We start from the raw sequence: 22,216 nt of genomic DNA, 5'->3' as shown, positions 1-22,216 counted from the left end.
TTTAACAATTGGATTCAGATTCGACCTTTTTCCGGCCTTTACTGATCGTCCAAATAGACAAGCATAACAGCAGAGCCATACTTAAAACGGTCCAGTTTATTTCTCCATTTTTAAGAAGACTGGCCAGGATAATTCCCAGCATAATTCCTGCTGTGAATAAAATAGATGAAAATACTGAAGGTTCTTTAGGTTGCTGGCTGTCCTGTATCACTTTATCTTTCAGGTCTTCATCGCTTTTCAGCAGTTCATCAATTGAGATTCCAAATAAATCACTAAGATCAATAATGATTTCAATACTTGGATAATTCTTTCCCGTTTCCCATTTAGAAACAGACTGACGGCTTACATGAATTTGTTCAGCCAGATACTCTTGAGACCAATTTCTAAGCTCTCTTTCTCTTTTTAATTTCTCTCCAAAAATGATGTGAATCAGCACCTTTCTTAATATTTATATTATCAAAGAAGTTTCAGAAATAAAGCGAGAATAAGGTGCACGAGGGCGCAACCTTGCGTTGACACATTGATATCATAGGTTTTGTGACGTATTAGCGGAGTAATAATAGATTAGCAACATTGGTTTATATAGAATAATTATGCTAAAAAATATGCTTAAAACGATATAAATATTTAGATTATTTATATCGAATATGATATATTATTAATACTATGAAAAACATAACTATAGAGTTTTTGAACGATACTGATGGCAAACAGCAGGTTATGGATTTAATTCATGAAATAGGAATGAAGGCACAATCGGATGAAGAATACATGGAGATGGTTAAAAGGGTAGCCCAAGTATTTTATTACCTAAAAAATGCTGGTGTACCACCGAGGCATCAAAGAACTATTAAAGTTAAATCTAAAGATGGTTTTGATATTACTTTAACTGAGATAGTAAAAGAATTAATTTATCATAAGCCTTTACTAGAGGTGCGAGTGAACTGGCGACCCGTAGGAGCATTTAGAGCAATCTTTTTTTACGAGCAGGATGCTGATGGAAACCAGAATTTATACTTTACTAAAGCAGTTATCAAAGATAATAATTATTCTGAGGCTTTTGAAAGCATTGTGGTTGAAAGTGAAATCATAATGAATGATTTTTATATCGGAAAGGAGTAGATTAGATGTCTAATAAGACATTCTCAGATATGATGGATACACTAATGGCTGTCCCCGAAGTAAAAGAACATATTAATTCATTGCCAGTACAACTTGGTTTAAAGGTTCTTAAACAGCGTATTGAGCTAAATTTAACTCAAACACAAGTTATTAAACTGGCTAAATATAAAGGGATACAGCTTACTCAAGCGCAGTTATCAAGAATAGAAAATGGTGACACAAATACTAGTATTGAAGTTTATAAGCGGGCGCTTAATGTATTAGGGGGATCAATGAAAGTAGAAGTGGAGTTTGATCATCCGCCAACTGAACGTGAGCTGCTCAACATCTAATTATCAGTTTGTTTCATTTTACAACACTTAAATAGGATGATATAATGTACTTATCAATTAAAGTGCTGAACATGAATCACCGAACGCCCAATCTACTGTAATAGATTGGGCGTTTTTTTATGGTGTATTAGCGGCTGTCCAGTTACTTATCGTCTTTATTCAGCCATAACTGAACAACACGATCGTTGTACCGACTGTAATCGGTGCAAGTAATAACTCAAAAAAGTGCTAAACATGATGTCACCTCCCTCCATGCTATATGCACGGAAGTGAACTGGACAACCTCTATAATTTTAACACAAATCATACCTGTTACATATGTAATAATAGGGTGGATTTATATCTTAATATTAATTGAGTGCAATATTCTGACAATTTAGATTGATAAAAATATCGCACCAATTGCAATACATATAATATAAGTATTTAACGTAATTTGGATAGAAATTGCCAAATATATACGTATATAAGGATTATCAGGAACTGATCCAGCATGTATTAAAACTCAGCTAAAATATACGTAAAAACGTATTTTAACGTTAAATAAGTAAAATCTATATAAGCTGAAATCCTGAATTTGATAAAATTAGCCAAATTTAAGGATGATTTTAAGAACTTAACTGAAGGATTATACGTAGAATAATATTAACTGAGCTCAGAGAGCTTGAGCTGGATGACAGATTGAGGCACAGAGGCGCAGCTGAATGCAAATCTGCAGCGTGTGAATTGCAATCTGAGACAAATGCACAGAAATTAACCATATAAACACGCAAATAAATTATGTTAAATAAGATATAAATACATGAATTTGAACCTTTATTTAGTTATGCATACTAAAGTTTACATAACATATATTATGGGAAGTTAAATGTATTGCCAAATACTGGGTTGTACAGTGACCTATCTGGATGTTTATATGTTAAATACAAGTATGATATATAATTCACATATGATATTTACCTTTTATTTTACAGATATCTCTTAATCAGTGCTGCCCCTCGGTAAACTTCAGAGCATCCACACCAGGACACGAGATCTTTATCGTTTTATACACGCCCTATGTTTTAAATCCCATCAAACGGATATACATAATAATGTGTTCAACAGAACTACAGTAAAAATTATTTGGAGGGATATTATTATGGCACCATTCATTAAAGCGTATCATGATGATGATAAGATCCAAGAAGCGATTGAAATTTTAAAATCTAACAAGGTTGATATTAAAGATATTTATGTTATCACCCACGACGACGATCGTACGAAACGAGTTGCGGACAACTCCGGTGCGAATACTATCGGTATGAGTGAACAAGGTCTTGCTGACGCTGTGAAAACAACATTCAAGAAAAAAGGCGATGAACTTCGCAATAAATTGCAAAACATCGGTTTTGATGAAAATCAGGCAACTCAGTATGAATCTCAACTCGACAAAGGTGTCGTTTACCTGATTATTACAGAAGCTTACGGTATCGACTTAGATACTCTCTTAGCTTAATCATATAAAAATTAATTGAGCTGCGCCCCACTATATTGAGCTGACCCCCTCCAGGTTTACAGATGAAACAAAAAATCTGTAAACCTGGAGGGGGTTCTTTTATGACAGGGAGAAATTTTTCGCCCGAAGAAAAACTGGAGATCATCCAAGAATGGATCCAAGGCGCCAGCCCAAGCCATCTGGCCGCAAAGCATCGGCTTCCTGACAAAACACTCAGAGAGTGGCGAAGAAAATATGAGACATATGGAACTGAGGGATTAAAGAGACGGAGCAGGCACAGGACCTACACCCGCACATTCAAAGAAATGATCGCAAGAGAACACCAGAATGAGACGATTTCCCTTACTGAACTTGCATACAAATACGACATCCCGTCAAAAGAGACTGTACGAAAATGGATTATGCGCTACAATAATGGTGAAGAAATAAGAACGACACGGGAGGGTGCTTCACCATTGAATAAGGGACGGAAAACAACATACGCAGAACGGATTGAGATCGCACAGTATCATGCGAGAGAGATCAGCTATCGTGAGCTTGCCGAAAGGTTCGAGGTGAGCTACCAGCAGGCCCGGAACATTGTTGTGAAGTATCGGGAATATGGTGAAGTGGGCCTTGAGGACAAACGCGGAAAAGGAAAATCGGAAGCCCAGCTCACCGAGACGGACCGATTGAACAGGGAGATTTCCATGCTCAAAGCAGATAAACGGAAGCTTGAGGTGGAGAATGCGCTTTTAAAAAAGTTGGAGGAACTCGAGAGGGATTAAAATACAGCCGGGTTCACAGCGAAACGCTTCACACTGCCATCACTGCGCTGCATAATGAAGGCTACGCCATCTCTGAATTATGTCATGCGGCTGGCATCTCAAGACAGGCTTATTATCAATATCGGAAACGTTCCGTCCCCCACACTGAAGCAGAGAATGATATAGTGGCCAGTACGATTGCCGAAATCTATGTCGAAACGGACGGCATCTATGGCTATCGTCAGATGTGCTATGCGGTCAACAAAACCTTGGAGACGGCATACAACAGGAAGCGCATCTATCGGCTGATGACACGGATGGGCTTGAAATCGGTGACTCGGATTAAAAGGCAGCACTATATTCCCCCACCCCACAACAGGTCGCTGAGAATGTATTGAACAGAGGAGTTCCACGCAGACCATGTGAATGAGAAATGGCTCACCGATGTGACTGAATTCAAAGCGTTGAACGGAGAGAAAGCCTACTTGAGCGCGATCATCGATCTGTACGACAACAGTATTGTGGCTTACAAATTCGGCCGTTCAAACAATAATCAACTTGTTTTCGATACATTCACTTCCGCGATTCAAAAGCATCCGCAGGCAACACCGCTTGTGCACAGCGACCGTGGCTTCCAGTACACCTCCTACGGCTTTAAAAAGATTCTGGATGCCCAGCAGATTCAACAAAGCATGTCCCGTGTTGGAAGATGCATCGACAATGGCCCAATCGAAGCATTCTGGGGAAAGATCAAATCGGAACGCTTCCATATCAAACGCAAACAGAAATACTATAATGATTATCAGTCGATTATAGAAGACATTACACGCTACATCGACTTCTACAACCACCGCAGACCCCAGCACAAATTCAAGGGATTGAGTCCGCTTGAATTCAGGGCATTGGCGGCATAAAAAACGCCTGAGAATCCAGATTCTCAGGCGGGAAACATTTATATTATTTCATCTGTCAACTTGGCAGGGTTCAGGTCATATTTTGGGTGCGGCTTTTTTGTTGTATGCGCCCTCCTACGTTTACTGATTAAGATGACAAGCATTCCCTTTCTGCTTATAAGATTACAGGTTACATAATTTCAATATAATGTAATTTTAAACGGAGGATGAACAGATGATGGTCAAGAAGAAAAGTTGGATTATGTCTCTGATGTTAGCAACTGCCCTATTTTTAACAGCATGCGGCGGTACGGCCGAAAGTAAAATTACAGGTATTTGGAAACTGGATTATGATGATGAAGAACCCACATTTTTAGAAATTGGTGAAGAACAGATTATCAGCAGGAAACCGTCTAATGATGAACCGATGATTGCGAGTTACATATTTACGGAAACACAAAGCGACAACTTCATTCTTGAAGCAATCAATCCTGAGGATGGTTCTAAAGTATTCCTGTTAGAAGGATACATGGATGGTAAAGACAGAATAGCAGTCGTTGACGCTCCGGGAGAACCTGCGACTTAATCAGAGTTGAAGATATGGAAAAAGAAATAGAAGAACATGAAAAGAAAGCAAAAGCTGCTGAAGAAGAACAAGCGAGAATAGATACAGCACAGCGTAAAGAAGATGAAAACAGCAGCGTAAAGAAGAAAAACGACAGGAAGAACAAGAGAAAGCTGATGAAAAAGCACGTACTGACGAAGAAGAACGTAAAGAAAATGAGCGTAAAGTTGCAGCTGAAGAGCGTGAAAAAAAAGAATTGGCTGAGACTGAAAAAGAAGATGAAGAGGAAAATGAGAAGTCTGAAGTTGATACAGCTGCGGCAACTTCCAAGCCTTCTAATGGAAGTGTAAAAGATGAATATTACCAGAAGGCAAGAAATTTACACGATGAAATGAACTCAGATGCAAGTGAGATCTATAGTGAAGGTGGAACTCCAAGTGAAGGGTTTGCTGGCCAATATTATACAGACTGGGATAATATTCTGAACGAGGTATGGAGTTTACTGGAAGCAAATATGCCGAGTGATGAATATGAAGTGCTGCTAGCAGAACAATTGGAGTGGATTGAAATGAAAGAACATACTTTTGCAACTGAATATAGCGATTTAACAGCAGCGGAAAGAGAGAAAGGATATGCGTATCTCTCTAATGCTACACAAGAGAGAGCCCGTTATTTGATTGATAATTACTTAGAATAATTTACACAGCCATATCCCCTATTATTATGGACATGGCTGTTTTTATTATTTAGATTTCTAAATTTATTGCTGAAAATTCAGAGGAAAATTGCGGCTTGATTAACAACGGCGTTTCTCTGTTGTGAATCAAACGCTCCCGGTTAACAACGGCGTTTCCCTGTTGTGAATCCAGCGCAATCCTCCCGCAAAAAAGACGCCAACTCAGTTAGCGTCCTAATTAATCGTATTATATTTCCTTTTTATTCTCTGCTTCGTCAATCGTTTCATTCGGGCTGCGGTTTTCTTTTGAGCGTTTGCGGTTTCTTTTAACTACCCACATCGACATCGTTAAGACGAACGACAAGACTGCTAAAAATGCAGCATAGCCTAAGAGCGGCTCCCACGCGAGATTATTGTAAAAGTTCGGCAGTACAAATGCGGCGATGCCCATTGCGACGAAAGTTACGACCGGCATAAGCAGATATTTATTCGTGAAAAAGCCGACGGCCATTGAAAGAATTATCACTGCTAAAATTGTATATATATAAAAACTGTACATCACTGACCATATTCTCACCTCTACTTAAATAATTACCCCATTTTTTAAGAATCATTCACAGTTTCTAATGAATATACAATATTCAAAATTTTATGTATAATAAGTTATGTAATAAAGGGATAAAAACCAGGGAGATGATTTAATGTCAGAGTTACAAAACAGACAGGATGCCGATGTCAATTACACATGGGATCTCAGTCCTTTATTCAAGGATGATGATTCGTGCACGTCGGCGATTGACTCTGTAAAACAGAATGTGGATTCTTTTGAATCCGAGTTTGCGGGACAAATTGAAGATATTGCCGCAGCTGTTAAAGCAATCAGCACTTACCGCAATATTTTAGAGCAGTTTGTCTTAATCAGTACATATGCGAACTTGCGTTTATCAGGGGACCGCAGCGATCAGGAGGCACAGAAACTCGGTGCACTTGTCGGCAATGCGGGGACAAATCTAAGTGCAAAAACAAGCTTTTTACAAAGTGAATTATTAGCGAAAGATGAATCTTTCTTAGAAGATGTTGCTAAAGAGAAAGAGGAATATACAGGATTTATCGAAGATTTATTACGCGATAAACCATACCAGCTTGACCAGAATGTAGAAAAAGCACTCGCTTCATTCTCTTCTGTATTTAACGGACCGTACGATTTATACCAAAAAACTAAATTACTCGATATCGACTTCGGTACGTTCACTGCTAATGGTGAAGAGCATTCTTTATCGTATTTAGCATTTGAAGGCGGACTTGAATCGAATCCTGATAAAGAAGTCAGACGCGCAGCGTTTAAGAAATTCTCGGAATCACTGCGTCAGTATCAGCACACTACAGCCGGTACGTACGATATTCATTTAAAACAGGAAAAAGCTGAGGCGGATTTACGCGGCTACGATTCAGTCATCGACTACCTGCTCCACGGACAGAAAGTCGACCGTAAATTATACGACCGTCAGATCGATGTGATTACTGAAGAACTTGCACCGCACATGAGACGTTACGCTAAGCTTCTTAAAAAAGTGCACGGACTCGATACAATGCGCTACGAAGATCTGAAGATTCCTTTAGATCCGGCAAGCGAACCGGAAATCAGTGTTGAAGAATCACGCAAGTATATTCTGGATGCCCTTGGGATTATGGGGGAAGATTACACGGACATGATTAACCGTGCATACGACGAACGCTGGATTGACTTCGTTATTAATAAAGGGAAATCAACAGGTGCATTCTGTTCAAGCCCTTACGGCTCACATCCGTATATTTTAATTTCGTGGTCTTCTTTAATGGAAGAAGTTTTTGTTCTTGCTCATGAACTTGGTCATGCAGGACACTTCTATAACGCAAACCGTGCGCAGAATATTTTGATACGCGCCCTTCTATGTACTTTATCGAAGCGCCAAGTACGATGAACGAAATGCTTGTCGCAAATAATTTACTGAAGAACTCGGACGATCCGAAATTTAAACGCTGGGTAATCAGTTCGATTATCTCACGCACGTACTACCATAACTTTGTGACTCACCTGCTTGAGGCGGCGTATCAGCGCGAAGTATATAACCGCGTTGATAACTACGAATCAGTAACGGCAGAATCATTAAACGAAATTAAACGCGGCGTCATTGAAAAATTCTGGGGTGACGATGTAGACATCACTGAAGGCGCGGAGCTTACTTGGATGAGACAGCCCCACTATTATATGGGACTTTATCCGTACACTTACTCTGCAGGATTAACAATCGCTACAGAAATGTCACAGCGCATTCTGAACGAAGGCCAGCCGGCAGTCGACGAATGGCTTAAAGTTTTAAAAACAGGCGGCAAAGAATCGCCGGTTGATTTAGCGAAGATGGCAGGCATCGATATTACAACAGACGCGCCGCTGAAAAACACGATTAAATATATCGGTGAACTGGTCGATGAATTAGAAACACTGACTGAAGAAATCGAAGGATAAAATTTATGTAACTGGAGGGGCTTGTCGCCCTTTCCAGTTTTTTTGTTTGATGAAACGCGCTCATATCAGAGATAGCGGCTTATCTCACCAATGAAACGACTTCATATCAGAGGTAACGGCTTACCTCACCAATGAAACGACTTCATATCAGAGATAACGGCTTACCTCACCAATGAAACGACTTCATATCAGAAACGATTACCTCACCAATGAAACGACTTCATATCAGAGATACCGCTTACCCACCAATGAAACGCGCTCATATCAGATACGGCATGGAACTACCCACAATGAAACGCGCTCATATCAGAGATAACGAATTATCTCACCAATGAAACGACTTCATATCAGAGATAGGCCATAAAAAGCACAAAAAAGCGGAAGCCCCTCCAGGGGATTCCGCCTTCATATTATAAATATAAACTTATTTCTTTAAGTGTGTTGCGCCGTTTTCAAATACGATTTTGCCTTCTTTTAAAAGGCCGCCTAATGCGCGTTTGAACTGGCCTTTTGATAAGTTGAATGTGGCTTTTATGTCTTCCGGTGAGCTCTTGTCTGTGAATTCCATCATGTCACCGTGCATCTGCATGTATTCTACGATGCGTTCGCCGTCTGTGCCTAAACGTTTATATGCTTTTTCAAGGAATGATGCGTTGACTTCGCCTTTTTCGTTGATGCCGATAACGCGGAAACTTACTTCCTGGCCGAGGCGCGGTTCCTGTTCACGTTCTGTTTCATGGACGAATACTTTGTATCCTTCTTCGGATAAAATAAATGTACCCACGCGTAACAGACGGTATGGACGGCCTTTCAGCCATTTGTTGCCAAGTGTTTCGTAGTCTTCTTTTTGCAGCGGCTGGAATTTCTCGTCTGCTTCAGTTTCGTTGATTAAGCGTCCGAACATCTGATCGTCGGCTTCAACACGAATTGTTGCGTATACCATATCGCCTACTTGCGGCCATACTTTCATGCGCGGAAGATCGATCCACGGAATTAAAATTTCACGCGGTGAACCGATTTCGAGGTAGGCGCCGTCACGGTTTACTTCGCTGACTTCAGCGTAGCCGAATTTATCAGCAGTAATACTTGGGATAGTCGGTGTTGCGAACAGTTCACCCGAGCGGTTTGGATATAAATACAAGTATTTCTTCATCGATCTCGTATTCTTTATCCCCTTCGATTTCTGAACTGTTCATGCGGATATACTTGTTGTCATCTGTCACTAGAGTGTAAGTTGATCCTTCTTTTTTAATCACTTTTAAAAATTGTGTAGTACCTGAAAGTTTTGTCATATAGACTCCTCATTTATTTGTTTCTATTGTGTATTATTAGTTTATCAGTTAATGTTTAATATTGTGGTTTTTAAATAGTAAGCATACGGATGAACATACTGGTGTATTTAAATAATACCATATTTATGGTATTATCGCTTATGAATGTAAACTAAAAATGATTGTTTTATATAAAGGAGAATGCACATGCTGCAAGTAAGCGAAGTGAGTCTGAGATTTGGAGACAGAAAATTATTTGAAGATGTAAATATTAAATTCACACCGGGGAACTGTTACGGTTTAATCGGTGCGAACGGTGCCGGGAAGTCTACTTTCCTTAAAGTGCTGACAGGTGAAGTTGACTCGGACGGACACGTTATTTTAGGCGCGGACGAGCGCATGGCCTTTCTTCGCCAGGATCACTTCGGCTATGAAGATACACGCGTATTAGATATCGTAATGATGGGCCATGAAAAATTATGGTCTATTATGAACGAGAAAAACGAAATTTACATGAAGCCCGACTTTTCGGATGAAGATGGAATCAGAGCAGCTGAACTCGAAGGAGAATACGGCGAAATGGGCGGCTGGACTGCTGAAAGTGACGCAGAAACACTCCTTCACGGCCTTGGTGTCACGCACGACTTAGTTGATAAAACGATGGGTGAAATCGATAACACTGCAAAAGTTAAAGTGCTACTTGCACAAAGCCTGTTCGGTAACCCCGACGTTCTTCTCCTCGATGAGCCTACAAACGGACTTGATATCGAAGCAGTTCAGTGGCTTGAAGAATTCCTGATTAACTTTGAAAACACTGTCATTGTCGTATCCCACGACAGACACTTCCTGAACAACGTATGTACGCATATCGCTGACTTAGACTTCGGCAAAATCCAGGTATACGTAGGAAACTACGACTTCTGGTACCAGTCAAGCCAGATGGCATTACAAATGTCTCAGGATCAAAACAAGAAAAAAGAAGAAAAAATTAAAGAGCTTAAGGACTTCGTTGCACGTTTCAGCGCCAACGCTTCGAAATCAAAACAAGCAACGAGCCGTAAGAAAATGCTCGAAAAAATTGAACTGGATGATATTAGACCCTCGTCACGCCGCTATCCTTTCGTCGGTTTCACTTCTGAAAGAGAAATAGGTAACGAACTTTTAACAGTAAGAGATCTTACTCATTCTATTAACGGCGAAACAGTACTTGATAACTTAACGTTTACACTGTCACCGAACGATAAAATTATTTTAACAGGCGGTTCTGAACTGCAGCGCACTACCCTCTTACGTATTCTTGCAGGGGAAATTACTCCTGATGCTGGAACAGTTACATGGGGTGTTACAACACTTCACAGAGCTACTTCCCGAAAGATAACTCGGAGTTCTTTGAAGGCATCGACTTAAGTCTTGTTGAATGGCTGCGTCAGTACGCTCCGCCTGAAGAACAGACTGAAACATTCCTGCGCGGTTTCTTAGGCAGAATGCTGTTCAGCGGTGAAGAAGCGAAGAAAAAAGCAAGCGTCTTATCCGGTGGAGAAAAAGTTCGCGCCATGCTCAGCAAAATGATGCTGGCACAGTCGAACGTTCTTTTAATGGATGAGCCGACTAACCACCTTGACTTAGAAAGTATTACTGCAGTCAACGACGGTCTGAAAAAATTCAAAGGGTCAATTATCTTCACATCACATGACCTTGAGTTCATAAATACAATTTCAAATGTCGTGCTTGATTTAAGTGACAACAAAGCACTTGTTAAGGAAATCGGCTACGAAGATTACCTGATTGAAAAAGGTGTTATAAAGAAATAGGAATTGTCTGTTTACTTTAAATACTTTGTTATGTATAATGACAATCAACATCAAAAACTGAATAGAACGGATGAGGCGCATCAATCAACAGTACTCATATACTTAACTTCTGCAAAAGTGTATATGACGAAAGGGTGAGATGCCGAAATAGTTAACGTGCAGCCGTTAACTGTTGGATCTAGTGGTTAAGAGCTATGGATTTGTCATTATTTTCGAAAGAATAATGGAGGGCATCGCTTGTATATAAATTTAAAACAAGTCCGGTACCCGGGCTTGTTTTTTTATTTGTAAATTTTTATTCAGATAAACTTCTAGGAGGCTGTATTTTATGAAACTCGCAATTGTCGGTGCAACAGGTGTCGTCGGTACAAAAATGCTCGAAATGGTTGATCAGTATAAGATTCCTTATAACGAACTGGTACTCTTCTCTTCTAAACGCTCAAGCGGCAAGGAACTTGAAGTGAACGGTGAAACAGTTACAGTTCAGGAGCTGACTGAAGACAGAACAAAAGAAGGTTTTGATTATGTAATTATGAGTGCCGGCGGTTCTACGAGTGAAAAGTTCGCCCCGCTCTTTGAAGCGGCAGGCTCGATCGTTATCGACAATTCAAGTTTCTGGAGAATGCATGAAGATATCGATTTAATCGTTCCGGAAATTAACACACCATCATTAAAACGTAAAATTATCGCGAATCCGAACTGTTCAACAATCCAGTCGGTCATCGCTTTAAAACCTTTATACGATAAATTCGGCGTCACACGCGTACACTACGCAACGTATCAATCAGTATCAGGCTCCGGCGCTGGCGGCATCAGAGATCTTGAAGAAGGTGCAAAAGGCGCTGAGCCGACGACTTATCCAAAGCCGATTTACAATAACGTTATTCCGCAGATCGATGTATTTTTAGGCGACGGCTATACGAAAGAAGAAGTCAAAATGATTGATGAAACGAAGAAAATTCTCGGTGACGATAACATACAGGTTACTGCAACATGTGTCAGAGTGCCGGTGATTTCCAGCCACAGCGTACAGATTAATGTGACATTGGACAAAGCGGCAACGGAAGAAGAAGTGCGCGACGCATTTAGAAATATTCCGCATATCGTCTTAATGGATAATCCGGCAGAAGGTGTTTATCCTACTCCGTTTGAAGCGACAGACGAAAACGAAATTACGTCGGCCGTATCCGTAAAGACCCGACGCTGGAAAACACTTTCCACGTATGGTGTGTCGGCGATAACATTCTAAAGGGCGCAGCACAGAATACAGTGCAGATTTTGAAATCATTAATAGATAATAAATAAGGAGAGCGATATATATGAGTCCGATTTTCGAAGGTGTCGGCGTGGCAATGACCACCCCGTTTAGAAATAATCAGGTAGACTACGATGCTTTTCAGAGCCACATTGAGTATTTAATTGACAACAATGTTCAGAGTTTAATTATTAATGGTACGACAGGCGAATCCCCTACTTTATCGCCGGAAGAAATTAAAGAACTTTTACGTGTCGGTGTTGAAACTGCAGCTGGCCGTGTACCGGTCATTGCAGGGACAGGCACGAACTCAACTCACAGTCGATTGATTATCGGTGTTCGCAGAAGAAACAGGTGCTGACGGAGTGATGCTGATTACGCCTTATTACAACAAGAGTAATCAGCGCGGTTTAATCGCACACTTTACAGCGATTGCTGACAGTATTAATATTCCTGTTATTTTATAACGTGCCGGCACGTACAGGTATGTCAATCGATCCTGAAACAGTGTTAGAGTTAAGCCAGCACAAAAATATCGTTGCACTGAAAGATGCAGTGGGCGATTTAAATTATACAATCAATGTTTTAACCTTGTTGATTCTGAATTTTCACTATACAGCGGCAACGATGACAATCTGTGCGACTTTACTGCACTCGGCGGCAAAGGATTAATTTCAGTTGTCGGCAACGTGATTCCATGTGAGATGCAGGAAGTATACGAACGGATTGCTGCAGGCGACGCTGCAGCAAGACAGCGTTTCGCTTCACTGATGCCGGTAATTAACGCAGTACAGATTGATGTGAACCCAATTCCGGTTAAAGCTTTAACAGCTGAACTCGGGTTTGGTAATTATGAGCTTCGCTTACCGCTCTTGCCTCTTGAAGAAGGTGCAAGACAGGCGATTGTCGATGCATTTAACGAATTCAGAAAAGGTGTAAGGGTATGAGAATCTCTTAATCGGTTACGGGACGATGAACAAAATCGTTGCCCGTCTCGCAAGTGAAGCCGGACATGAAATTGCGGGAGTGATTTCATCCGGAGAGACTGACTACCCTGCTTTTACAAATATCGATGAGGCGAATGCGGATGTGGCGATTGACTTTTCCAATCCCGAGCGCATTCAGCCGCTGATTGAAAAAGACTTCCAGACTCCCCTCGTTGTCGCAACGACAGGAAAAAAAGAAGAATTGTCTCAGCCTTAAAAGAACGTGCTGCACAGGCACCGGTATTTTTCAGTGCCAATATGAGCTACGGCGTGCACGTCTTAAACAAACTGCTCCGTGAAGCTCTGTCACAGCTTAGTGATTACGATCTGGAGCTGGTTGAGCGTCATCATAATAAGAAAGTCGATGCACCGAGCGGTACGCTCGTTAAACTCCTTGACACGGCACTTGAAGAGCGTGATGGCAGTTATCCGTCTACGACCGGTCATCTGTCAGTAATCCGCGTTCGAAAGATGAGATCGGCGTCAGCGCAATACGCGGCGGCACGATTGTCGGCGAGCATGAGGCAATTTTTGCCGGGCTCGATGAAGTCATAGAATTGAAACACATTGCGCAGTCGAAAGATATTTTCGCAAACGGTGCCCTTGTCGCCGCAGAAAGTCTGGTAAACAAAGAAAACGGATTTTACGACTATAACAACATATTCTAAGGAGTTTTTACACAATGGAAAATTTACAGCAGAAGAGATTATTCAATACATTTCAAACGCGGAGAAAGAAACACCTTAAAATTTATGTTAACGGAAACTTTGAAGGTGTCCAGTTCGATGAGTCATTTAAAGTATTCGGGACAGAGGATTCAAAAACTGTGTTCGCAGATGCGCGTGACTGGCAGAAGTTTTATCCTTCAATTGAAGATAAAGTGACAGATATCGTTATCGAACAGGACCGCCGCAACTCGGCTATTCCTTTAATGGACTTAACGAATACGAAAGCGCGTATCGAACCGGGTGCATTCATTCGTGAACATGCAGTAATTGGTGACGGCGCGGTTGTCATGATGGGCGCATCAATAAACATCGGCGCAATTGTCGGCGAAGGCACGATGATCGATATGAATGCAGTGTTAGGCGGCCGTGCAACGACTGGTAAAAATGTCCACGTTGGTGCTGGTGCAGTACTTGCTGGTGTTATTGAACCGCCAAGCGCGTCCCCTGTCGTTATCGAAGATGATGTATTAATCGGCGCGAACGCTGTTATTTTAGAAGGTGTGACTGTCGGTAAAGGTGCAATCGTTGCAGCTGGTGCAATTGTTACTGAAGATGTTCCTGCAGGAACTGTCGTTGCGGGTACTCCGGCACGTGTGATTAAACAAGCAAGCGACGTTACCGGTTCTAAAAAAGAAATCGTACAGGCGCTTAGAAAGCTGAATGACTAATGTCAGAACGTTACGAAAAAGAGCTTAAGTTCGTTACCGAACACCGGAGATATCTGCATCAGCATCCGGAATTAAGTCTTAAAGAATATAAAACAACTGAGTACATTATTGCTGTACTTGAAGAAATTGGTATACCGTCCTGCCGGGTGCTGGATACGGGTGTCGTCGCTTACTTAGAAGGCAACAGCAAGACGACACTTGGCTTCAGAGCCGATATAGACGGCTTGCCGGTGCACGAACAGAATGATGTTGAATATAAAAGCCGTGTGGATAATGTAATGCACGCGTGCGGACACGATGGGCATACCACTGCCCTTCTTTTATTTGCACAGCGTGCGAAAGCATTAGCGGATAAAGGTGAGCTGAAACACAATTCGGTATTTATTTTCCAGCCGAGTGAAGAAGCGAATGCCGGTGCGAATTTAATGATTAATGCATGGAATAACCGCCCGGATTTCGCTGCGATTTTCGGCGTGCATTTAATGCCTGATGAAGATGAAGGACTCGTTTTATACAGAGATGATGAACTGACAGCAAGTGCAACGGAATTTCACTTTACAGTGACAGGCTCAAGCGCTCACGTGGCACAAAAACATCAGGGTGTTTCTGCTCTGGAAGCAATCCTGAAAATTGCTTTAGAAGTTGGCAACATTCAGCAGTTTCATTTAGACGGCTTAAACCGCAACATTATTCATATGGGTCAGCTTAGTTCAGGTGAAGCTGTTAATACGGTACCTGCAAACGCAGCGCTCCGCGGGACAATCCGCACTTATGAAGCGTCGGATCTTGCTGTAATTAAAGCTCAGCTGACTAAAATTAAAGAAGCTGCAGAATTATTGTACGGCGCGTCAGTTGAACTGAATTATACTGAAGGCTATCCTGCAGTGAAGAATAACCCAGAGTTAAAAGAAATGGTCGAATCATCAATTCAGGATGCCGGGCTTCGAGGTATAGAGAAAGATAAACCATATTTATTCGGAGAAGATTTCAGCTTTTATTCCAATATCGCAAAAACCTATTTTGTCTTTGCAGGCGCAAGGAATTTAGAAAAAGGCTTTGCATCAAGCCTTCATACAGATACGTTTAACTTTGATGAGCGCGTGCTTATTAAAGTGGCAGATTACTATGAAGCGCTGTTAAATAACTACATGTCAGGGAGAGAATAGCAATGGGTGGTACTTTTCAAATAGATGAAGCGCAGTTTATCGAACAGGCTCGTCGTCAGTTTCAGCTGACGGACCGGACGATTGCCGTCGTTAAAAATAATGCATATAACTATGGACTGGAATTCGCGGTTAAAGCATTTGCGATTTCAGGAATTCGTGCGTTTGCGACAACTTCGGTGGACGACGCGGTTAAAATCAGACACATGTGCGGAGATAAAGTTGACATTATATTAATGAATCCGACGACGGATTTTAAACGCGCACGCATGTTCAATCTTCATATCACCCTCCCCTCCCGGGATTATTATGATGCTTATAAAGACGAGCTGCATGATATACATATCCATTTAGAATATGCCGGACTATTTAACCGTTCCGGGCTGTCTTCTATAGAGGAACTTGAGTATATTTTAAATGATATGAATGAATCAGATCTTGAGCTCAATTTCACAGGACTTTGGACGCACTTCGGCTACTCAGATGAGTTCGACGGCATTTATGAAACAGAGCGCGGCATGTGGGAGCAGTTTATCAGTGATGTGCTGGAGCTCGGAATTAAACCATCTATTCATGCACAGAACAGCGCGAGCTATGTCAGAGACGGACTTTTGGATAAGCACTCGCACGTGCGCTTAGGTATCGGACTCTACGGTTCGAAACCGTATGCGGATTTAGACGATAAAGACTTTGTTCAATCGTCGACACTGTCAGCACCCATTGTTCAGTTCAGACGCTTAACTGCGGGCATGACGCTCGGTTACGGCGCCGCCTTTAAAGCGGACGAAGACTGTACTGTTGCAGTTGTGGATATCGGATACGGCGACGGTGTCCTCCGTGCACGTGCCGGCCATGAATGTGAAATTGGCGGAAAAACTTATCCTATCGTCGCACTTATGATGAGTCATATGGTCGTACTGGTCGATGACGATGTAGAGGCACACATGTCCGTTTATCTGTATAACAAGAAACTCCGCATCGACAAATACACACATCTCGGTGTTGGGGCTAATTCTGAACAGCTCGGTGCGTTAAACTATCAATCATTAGGGAGAGAAATTATTTATGACGTTTAATTATCAATCAGGAGAACTTCAAGTAAGAGGACATAAAATCAGTGATATTGCAGCAGAATACGGTACGCCGGTCATCATTTACGATGAAACGTATATGACCGGAATGATGCAGAAATATCACAGTGTATTAAAGCGTCATAATCTTCCCTACTCTGTATCGTACGCATCAAAAGCTTTCAGCAGCGTGCAGATGATAAAACTGCTTGAAGAACAAAATATGGAACTCGATGTCGTGTCAATCGGTGAACTGTATACAGCTTTAGCTGCAGGATTTCCAGTTGAGGATATTCATTTTCACGGGAATAATAAAACGCCCGAAGAGCTTCAATATGCTTTGCAGCATGGCGTGCGTTTCTTCATTATTGACGGGCTTGATGAGATTGAGCTGATTGACTCGCTCGCGGCTGATGACGTAAGCGTGCTGATTCGTATAAACCCGAGTGTTGAAGTGAACACGCACGACTATATTTCAACCGGACAGGAAGACAGCAAATTCGGTCTGTCACTGTCGAACGGTGCGGCTAAACGTGCGATTGATAATATTAATGCGAGTAAATACCTGCATTTTAAAGGCATTCACTATCATTTAGGTTCACAGCTCGATGACAGCGCGCCGTTTATTAATGCGGTGACAAATGTTTACAGCTGGCTCGATGAACATAATATTGATATTGAAATATTAAATATGGGCGGCGGCTACGGTGTGAGATATACCGAAGAAGATGTGCGTTTCCCGATTGAAGAAGGGTTTAATGCGATTATCGGCCACTTAAAAGAAGTCGTGAGTGCATCCGGCCGTGAGCTGCCGCACGTTATGATAGAACCGGGACGTTCCATTGCCGCCGAAGCAGCGATTACCGTTTATGAAGTCGGTACAATTAAAGATATTCCGGGAGTCGCGAAATACGTCTCTATAGACGGCGGCATGAGCGATCACATCCGTACACCATTATATGGTGCGGAGTATGAAGTTGTGCCCGTAAAGGATGCAAATGAGGATGCTGACGAAGTTTCGACACACGTTGTCGGTAAACTGTGCGAGTCTGGCGATATAATCGGTAAAAACAAAATGCTGCCTGGCAATTTGCAGCGCGGTGATCTGCTCGCTGTGAAAACTACCGGAGCATACCACTACTCCATGGCATCAAACTACAACCAGATGCGAAAACCCGCAGTCGTGTTTGTAAATGAAGCCGGTGTGCGTCAGGTGATTAAACGTCAGACTTTGGAACAATTGATAGATGATGATGTGAGATAAAGAAACTCAGCCGGAAATCCCGGTTGAGTTTCTTTATTGTTTGAAGTGAATTTTTGTCTGTTCGATAAATAAATCAACTAGCGGATTTTGCCAGCTCTGCTTTCTCGTTAGCAGCAGTGAACGGAATAAATCAAACTCGAAATTATGACGGATCACTTTAAGATTGCCGGATTCCAACTCTTTTTTTACTTTTCCTAAAGGCAAGACTGAAAAGCCGATATCATCCAGCAGAATGCTTTTTATGGCACCGATACTCCACAGCTCTGTTATTTTCTCTATGGAATCTTTGGCAAAAGATTCGAACATTTGCCGGTATGTCGCATCTTTTTCATTAGTTACAAAATGGTTATATTTATTTTCTTGAATCATATGCTGGTTTACTCTGCTGTCAGTATATTTATATGATTTGTACGGGGGGATATTCCACCTTAATTGGAGTACGACGGCGGCTCGTTGTCGTACTTTGACAAGGCTTGGGATACGACGGTGAATCGCTGTTGGTGTTTAACGTAACTTGGAATACGACGAGGATTTCGCGTCGTACTTGAACGCATCTTGGAATACGACGGTGATTTCGTGTCGTACTTGAACGCATCTTGGAATACGACGGTGATTTCGTGTCGTACTTGAACGCATCTTGGAATACGACGTCAGATTGGTGTAGTCTTTTAACGTAACTTAGGATACGACGGCATCTCACCGTCGTATCCCAAGAATTCTAATCATACAGGATTCATCAAATATGGTCTTTATATCTCATATACACGTCAGATTTTTTTAAGGCATCATCAAAATCATAATATTTAAATGTATATACAGTCTTTCTTCCTTTTCTATCAACATAACAATGTTTTAAAAGTGCTCTTGAAATAGCTTTATGATGTAAATCATTGTCAATAAACTCCAAAAGATTATTACGTGTCATCGGCTGATTATAGAATAAGAATTTATAATCACTCATCGCACGAAGCAGATGTGTTTCATTACATTCTGTGCACCTGCATTTGTTGCATGTCAGATGAAATCTCTTCTTACTCAGATTAAAGCTTCCGCAATTTCCACAGTACAATCCGAATTTCAGTCGGGTTTTATCCGTTTGAGGATTAAAGAAAGTATTCTCCACAATGCTTTCACTGATTAACCGTGAAATATATTGTGCTCTATTTCCTGTTGTAATTCCCGGCTGGTTAAACTGATGAAAATAGTCGCGGATGCCTGAGCGAAGTATCATTTTATCCCAATTAGATTGATCGTCTGAATGGAAAGTGAACGTGTCATTTGGAAAAACCAGCTTTCCGGCGACGTTAAAATCAGCTTTAGCTGAGTTACGAAGTTCCATCAGTTTTCCGACTGCCCTGTTGAGCTGACTGAATGCATTATTAGGAATCAGATAATCACCTCTGAACCAATATCCATTTCTAACGGTACAGTTTCCGGTGAAATTTTTAATTCATTTGAAAAATTCCTTTATCACTAATAATCAAACTGTCATACTGGGTAACTGAATTATCAATATTAAGAAAAACATCTCTGTAAATCAGAATATTATCATGCCCGATACTGTCAAAGAGCTCGTCATACATCAGCTCCCCTTCATAGCCATTTTTATATGTCTTAAATTTTCTGAATTCTTCCTTCGTTAATGCGGTTCTTGCACTAAGTGCCTCGTATAAAAGTAAATCATGCGGTTTTGTTCTTTCATTGATAAACATCTTAAGTCCTCCTTTTAAAATAAAAACCTTCTTACCCTATATATAGGTGAAAAGTGGCGTTTCCTTTTAAAAAAGTTACTTGAACACAAAAATAGCAAAACTGGTTTACTTTCTACACCATTTTAGTTATAAATGGAATTATATGGCAGGTGAAATTTGGATGAAAGTATTCTATTATCATAGATAATGGGGGATAATTAAGGGTTAGTGATGTATTAAATCATCTGAATTATGAGGTGATCGTTGTACCTCGGGAATACGCAGCTTGGAGTACGACAGAGGGTCGGTGTTGGACTTTAACACGCCTTCGAATACGACGGTCTCACGGTGTCGGGCATTAACGCATCTTGGAATACGACAGTGCCAAGGTGTCGTACTTCAAGAGGGAAAACTACCTCGAAATACAGAAATCCCAACAAAAAAAGCAAGTACCCGGATATAACCGGGCACTTGCTTAGAAGTTACAAATTATTCTAATGAATCAATTTATAATTATAGTTTAGCAACGTTTGCAGCTTGTGGACCGCGGTCGCCTTCAACTACTTCAAATTCAACTGCTTGACCTTCTTCAAGAGACTTGTAGCCTTCTTGGTTAATTGCTGAGAAGTGTACGAATACGTCGTTTTCTCCTTCAATTTCGATGAAGCCAAAACCTTTTTCTGCGTTAAACCATTTCACTGTACCTTGTTTCATTAATAAAATCCTCCAAAGACATAAATTACCAATAAGAAGAACTTACTGATGATTCATATTATACGATATATTTAGTTATATTGCAAGTCAATTTCCAACGATTTTGTGACGTTTTTCATCATTTTTATAAAATTCATTATTTTGTGTCATTATCGGCGTATAGTATATTTGGACGTCTTCATCGCAGTCTTCACAAAATTCTATCTCGCATGCGTTAAAGAATGCGTATAAATCATATTTACCCTGCACATAACTATTATAGTCATTTTTCATTTGATCTATTATTGCTTTGTAGCCAGATATCATTGCAGTTATATCATCGTACTGATGTCTGCTGATGATATCTTCCTGCCAATCATCGAAGAGCCACCAGCCTTCATAATCCGCCTTAACAATCACGACTTCATACATGTTTAAAACTCCATTCCCTAGCCGATATTATTCATCATTATAAACGCGTATAATTAGCATTATCAAGCATAACGCTTTATAATTATAATAAATAGCCACATATATACTAAGGGGTTTTGAACAATGAAGAGTAATTATTCACATTTCATTGCTTCTGTGATTGCTGTACCGGCCGGCCTTGTTGCGTGGGTTCTGTCGTCTAACGTATTCGATATTCATATGTTTTTAGACGTCATCGTCGGTATCGGCGGTTTTGGTGCATCTTACCTGCCTGCCCAGCGTATTTCACATAATAAGCATTTAGAGAAATTAAAACTCACGAACAGTGAGTATAAATATATAAAAGAACAGCTCGCTCAGGCGAAGGAGCATACGAATCGTTTGCGTTCCAGCTATATGAATATCAGATCGATAAAAGATGCGAAGATGATATTCGATATTAACCGGATCGTTAAAACGATTATTTCATCTGTAGAGGAAGACCCGAGACAGTTTTACAGCGTTCAGCAGTTCTTCCACTCTAATTTGGAAACAGCTGTTAACACGATTGAAAAATATCTTTATCTGCATAAGATGCCGGGTAAAACTAAAGATGAGCGCATTCAGCTGCACGAGACACGTTTATCAATGTTAGAATTGAAACGTACACTGCAGTCGAACTTGTCCCATATGAATCAGAGTAGCTACCAGGATTTAAACGTCGAGCGGGATTTGATTAAGATGAACTCGGCACGCGCGAAAAAACGCCAGGCTGCGCTTGGTAATAAGCTCGGCAAAGAAAAAGTGAATTTGCATAAGAAAAAAAACACTGAAAAAGAAACAGAAAAAGTACATCGGGGTGAATGA

The 22,216-nt window shown here is 40.9% G+C and carries 20 protein-coding genes, 8 pseudogenes and 1 riboswitch; of the genes and pseudogenes, 19 read left to right on the top strand and 9 right to left on the bottom strand.

The genetic code is table 11. The features are described 5' to 3' along the window. Nucleotides 1–130: 130 nt before the first annotated feature. Nucleotides 131–424, bottom strand: a pseudogene (locus tag G4D76_RS14250) (helix-turn-helix domain-containing protein); the annotation flags it as partial. Between the two features lie 266 nt (nt 425–690). Between G4D76_RS14250 and G4D76_RS01985 the strand changes: the two are divergent. From G4D76_RS01985 to G4D76_RS01945, 9 genes and pseudogenes are all read left to right on the top strand, one after another. Further along, the gene (locus G4D76_RS01985; RefSeq protein WP_213810389.1) at nt 691–1,122 is read left to right on the top strand and encodes a hypothetical protein; all 432 of its coding nucleotides are present in this window, start codon (nt 691–693) and stop codon (nt 1,120–1,122) included. A 5-nt stretch (nt 1,123–1,127) separates the two neighbouring features. After that, nucleotides 1,128–1,454 carry a helix-turn-helix domain-containing protein gene (locus tag G4D76_RS01980; RefSeq protein ID WP_213810388.1) on the top strand — a complete coding sequence of 109 codons (327 nt, stop codon included), beginning with the start codon at nt 1,128–1,130 and terminating at the stop codon, nt 1,452–1,454. Between the two features lie 1,141 nt (nt 1,455–2,595). Beyond that, nucleotides 2,596–2,952, top strand: a complete 357-nt coding sequence (locus G4D76_RS01975; protein ID WP_213810387.1) for a YflT domain-containing protein — start codon at nt 2,596–2,598, stop codon at nt 2,950–2,952. Between the two features lie 101 nt (nt 2,953–3,053). Beyond that, a complete protein-coding gene (locus tag G4D76_RS01970) occupies nt 3,054–3,719 on the top strand; it encodes a helix-turn-helix domain-containing protein (RefSeq protein ID WP_213810386.1) in 666 nt (221 codons plus the stop codon). Between the two features lie 164 nt (nt 3,720–3,883). Beyond that, a complete protein-coding gene (locus tag G4D76_RS16505; protein ID WP_213810385.1) occupies nt 3,884–4,096 on the top strand; it encodes an IS3 family transposase in 213 nt (70 codons plus the stop codon). 18 nt (nt 4,097–4,114) lie between these two features. Next, nucleotides 4,115–4,612: pseudogene (locus G4D76_RS01960) on the top strand (IS3 family transposase); the annotation flags it as partial. Nucleotides 4,613–4,826: 214 nt separating this feature from the next. Beyond that, nucleotides 4,827–5,177, top strand: a complete 351-nt coding sequence (locus G4D76_RS01955) for a hypothetical protein (protein ID WP_213810383.1) — start codon at nt 4,827–4,829, stop codon at nt 5,175–5,177. 14 nt (nt 5,178–5,191) lie between these two features. Beyond that, entirely contained in the window at nt 5,192–5,506 is a 315-nt protein-coding gene (locus G4D76_RS01950; protein WP_213810382.1) for a hypothetical protein, read from the top strand. After that, nucleotides 5,413–5,853, top strand: coding sequence for a lysozyme inhibitor LprI family protein (locus G4D76_RS01945; protein WP_213810381.1), 441 nt, complete (start codon nt 5,413–5,415; stop codon nt 5,851–5,853). Before G4D76_RS01950 ends, G4D76_RS01945 begins: the two co-directional genes overlap by 94 nt. Nucleotides 5,854–6,079: 226 nt before the next feature. On the opposite strand, the gene G4D76_RS01940 is transcribed toward G4D76_RS01945, so the two are convergent. Next, entirely contained in the window at nt 6,080–6,343 is a 264-nt protein-coding gene (locus G4D76_RS01940; RefSeq protein WP_213810380.1) for a hypothetical protein, read from the bottom strand. A 190-nt stretch (nt 6,344–6,533) separates the two neighbouring features. On the opposite strand from G4D76_RS01940, the pseudogene pepF reads away from it, so the two are divergent. Further along, nucleotides 6,534–8,338 (top strand): annotated as a pseudogene (pepF, locus tag G4D76_RS01935) (oligoendopeptidase F). A gap of 424 nt (nt 8,339–8,762) precedes the next feature. Here the strand turns inward: pepF and G4D76_RS01930 are convergent. Together G4D76_RS01930 and G4D76_RS14245 are read right to left on the bottom strand one after the other, a co-directional pair. Further along, on the bottom strand, nt 8,763–9,491 hold the full coding sequence (locus tag G4D76_RS01930; RefSeq protein ID WP_250130106.1) for a CvfB family protein: 729 nt from the start codon (nt 9,489–9,491) through the stop codon (nt 8,763–8,765). Then, a complete protein-coding gene (locus tag G4D76_RS14245) occupies nt 9,451–9,630 on the bottom strand; it encodes a S1-like domain-containing RNA-binding protein (RefSeq protein ID WP_250130105.1) in 180 nt (59 codons plus the stop codon). Before G4D76_RS14245 ends, G4D76_RS01930 begins: the two co-directional genes overlap by 41 nt. 186 nt (nt 9,631–9,816) lie before the next feature. Between G4D76_RS14245 and G4D76_RS01925 the strand changes: the two are divergent. From G4D76_RS01925 to lysA, 8 genes and pseudogenes are all read left to right on the top strand, one after another. Further along, nucleotides 9,817–11,420 (top strand): annotated as a pseudogene (locus G4D76_RS01925) (ABC-F family ATP-binding cassette domain-containing protein). A 62-nt stretch (nt 11,421–11,482) separates the two neighbouring features. Then, a riboswitch (Lysine riboswitch) is annotated at nt 11,483–11,662 on the top strand. A gap of 86 nt (nt 11,663–11,748) precedes the next feature. Beyond that, a pseudogene (locus G4D76_RS01920) lies at nt 11,749–12,725 on the top strand (aspartate-semialdehyde dehydrogenase). 14 nt (nt 12,726–12,739) lie between these two features. Further along, a pseudogene (gene dapA / locus G4D76_RS01915) lies at nt 12,740–13,622 on the top strand (4-hydroxy-tetrahydrodipicolinate synthase). 25 nt (nt 13,623–13,647) lie between these two features. Beyond that, nucleotides 13,648–14,329 (top strand): annotated as a pseudogene (gene dapB, locus G4D76_RS01910) (4-hydroxy-tetrahydrodipicolinate reductase). Next, nucleotides 14,313–15,057: pseudogene (dapD, locus tag G4D76_RS01905) on the top strand (2,3,4,5-tetrahydropyridine-2,6-dicarboxylate N-acetyltransferase). The pseudogenes dapB and dapD overlap by 17 nt, the downstream one beginning before the upstream one ends. Further along, nucleotides 15,057–16,223, top strand: a complete 1,167-nt coding sequence (locus G4D76_RS01900; RefSeq protein ID WP_213810379.1) for a M20 metallopeptidase family protein — start codon at nt 15,057–15,059, stop codon at nt 16,221–16,223. The pseudogene dapD and the gene G4D76_RS01900 overlap by 1 nt, the downstream one beginning before the upstream one ends. A 2-nt stretch (nt 16,224–16,225) precedes the next feature. After that, nucleotides 16,226–17,296: an alanine racemase gene (locus G4D76_RS01895; protein ID WP_213810378.1), complete on the top strand. Its 1,071-nt coding sequence runs from the start codon at nt 16,226–16,228 to the stop codon at nt 17,294–17,296. Beyond that, the gene (gene lysA / locus G4D76_RS01890) at nt 17,286–18,554 is read left to right on the top strand and encodes a diaminopimelate decarboxylase (RefSeq protein WP_213810377.1); all 1,269 of its coding nucleotides are present in this window, start codon (nt 17,286–17,288) and stop codon (nt 18,552–18,554) included. The genes G4D76_RS01895 and lysA overlap by 11 nt, the downstream gene beginning before the upstream one ends. A 33-nt stretch (nt 18,555–18,587) precedes the next feature. Here lysA and G4D76_RS01885 read toward each other — a convergent pair whose 3' ends face one another. From G4D76_RS01885 to G4D76_RS01865, 5 genes are all read right to left on the bottom strand, one after another. Beyond that, nucleotides 18,588–18,923, bottom strand: coding sequence for a LysR substrate-binding domain-containing protein (locus tag G4D76_RS01885; protein ID WP_213810376.1), 336 nt, complete (start codon nt 18,921–18,923; stop codon nt 18,588–18,590). 367 nt (nt 18,924–19,290) lie between these two features. Next, nucleotides 19,291–19,893 carry a hypothetical protein gene (locus tag G4D76_RS01880; RefSeq protein WP_213810375.1) on the bottom strand — a complete coding sequence of 201 codons (603 nt, stop codon included), beginning with the start codon at nt 19,891–19,893 and terminating at the stop codon, nt 19,291–19,293. A 106-nt stretch (nt 19,894–19,999) separates the two neighbouring features. Then, complete coding sequence (locus G4D76_RS01875) at nt 20,000–20,266, bottom strand: nuclease-related domain-containing protein (protein ID WP_213810374.1); 267 nt, start codon at nt 20,264–20,266, stop codon at nt 20,000–20,002. A gap of 492 nt (nt 20,267–20,758) precedes the next feature. Further along, nucleotides 20,759–20,959, bottom strand: a complete 201-nt coding sequence (gene cspA / locus G4D76_RS01870) for a cold shock protein CspA (protein ID WP_026859816.1) — start codon at nt 20,957–20,959, stop codon at nt 20,759–20,761. A gap of 87 nt (nt 20,960–21,046) precedes the next feature. Continuing rightward, nucleotides 21,047–21,370 (bottom strand): DUF1033 family protein, encoded by a 324-nt coding sequence (locus G4D76_RS01865; protein ID WP_026859817.1) that lies wholly within the window; start codon nt 21,368–21,370, stop codon nt 21,047–21,049. Between the two features lie 123 nt (nt 21,371–21,493). Between G4D76_RS01865 and G4D76_RS01860 the strand changes: the two genes are divergently transcribed. Continuing rightward, nucleotides 21,494–22,216 (top strand): 5-bromo-4-chloroindolyl phosphate hydrolysis family protein, encoded by a 723-nt coding sequence (locus G4D76_RS01860; protein ID WP_026859818.1) that lies wholly within the window; start codon nt 21,494–21,496, stop codon nt 22,214–22,216.

This window comes from Jeotgalicoccus sp. WY2, from assembly GCF_018437745.1.
GTDB classification, from domain to species: domain Bacteria; phylum Bacillota; class Bacilli; order Staphylococcales; family Salinicoccaceae; genus Jeotgalicoccus; species Jeotgalicoccus psychrophilus.
Note: the sequence above shows the minus strand (reverse complement) of the source record. Positions and strands in the feature narration are given on the sequence as shown.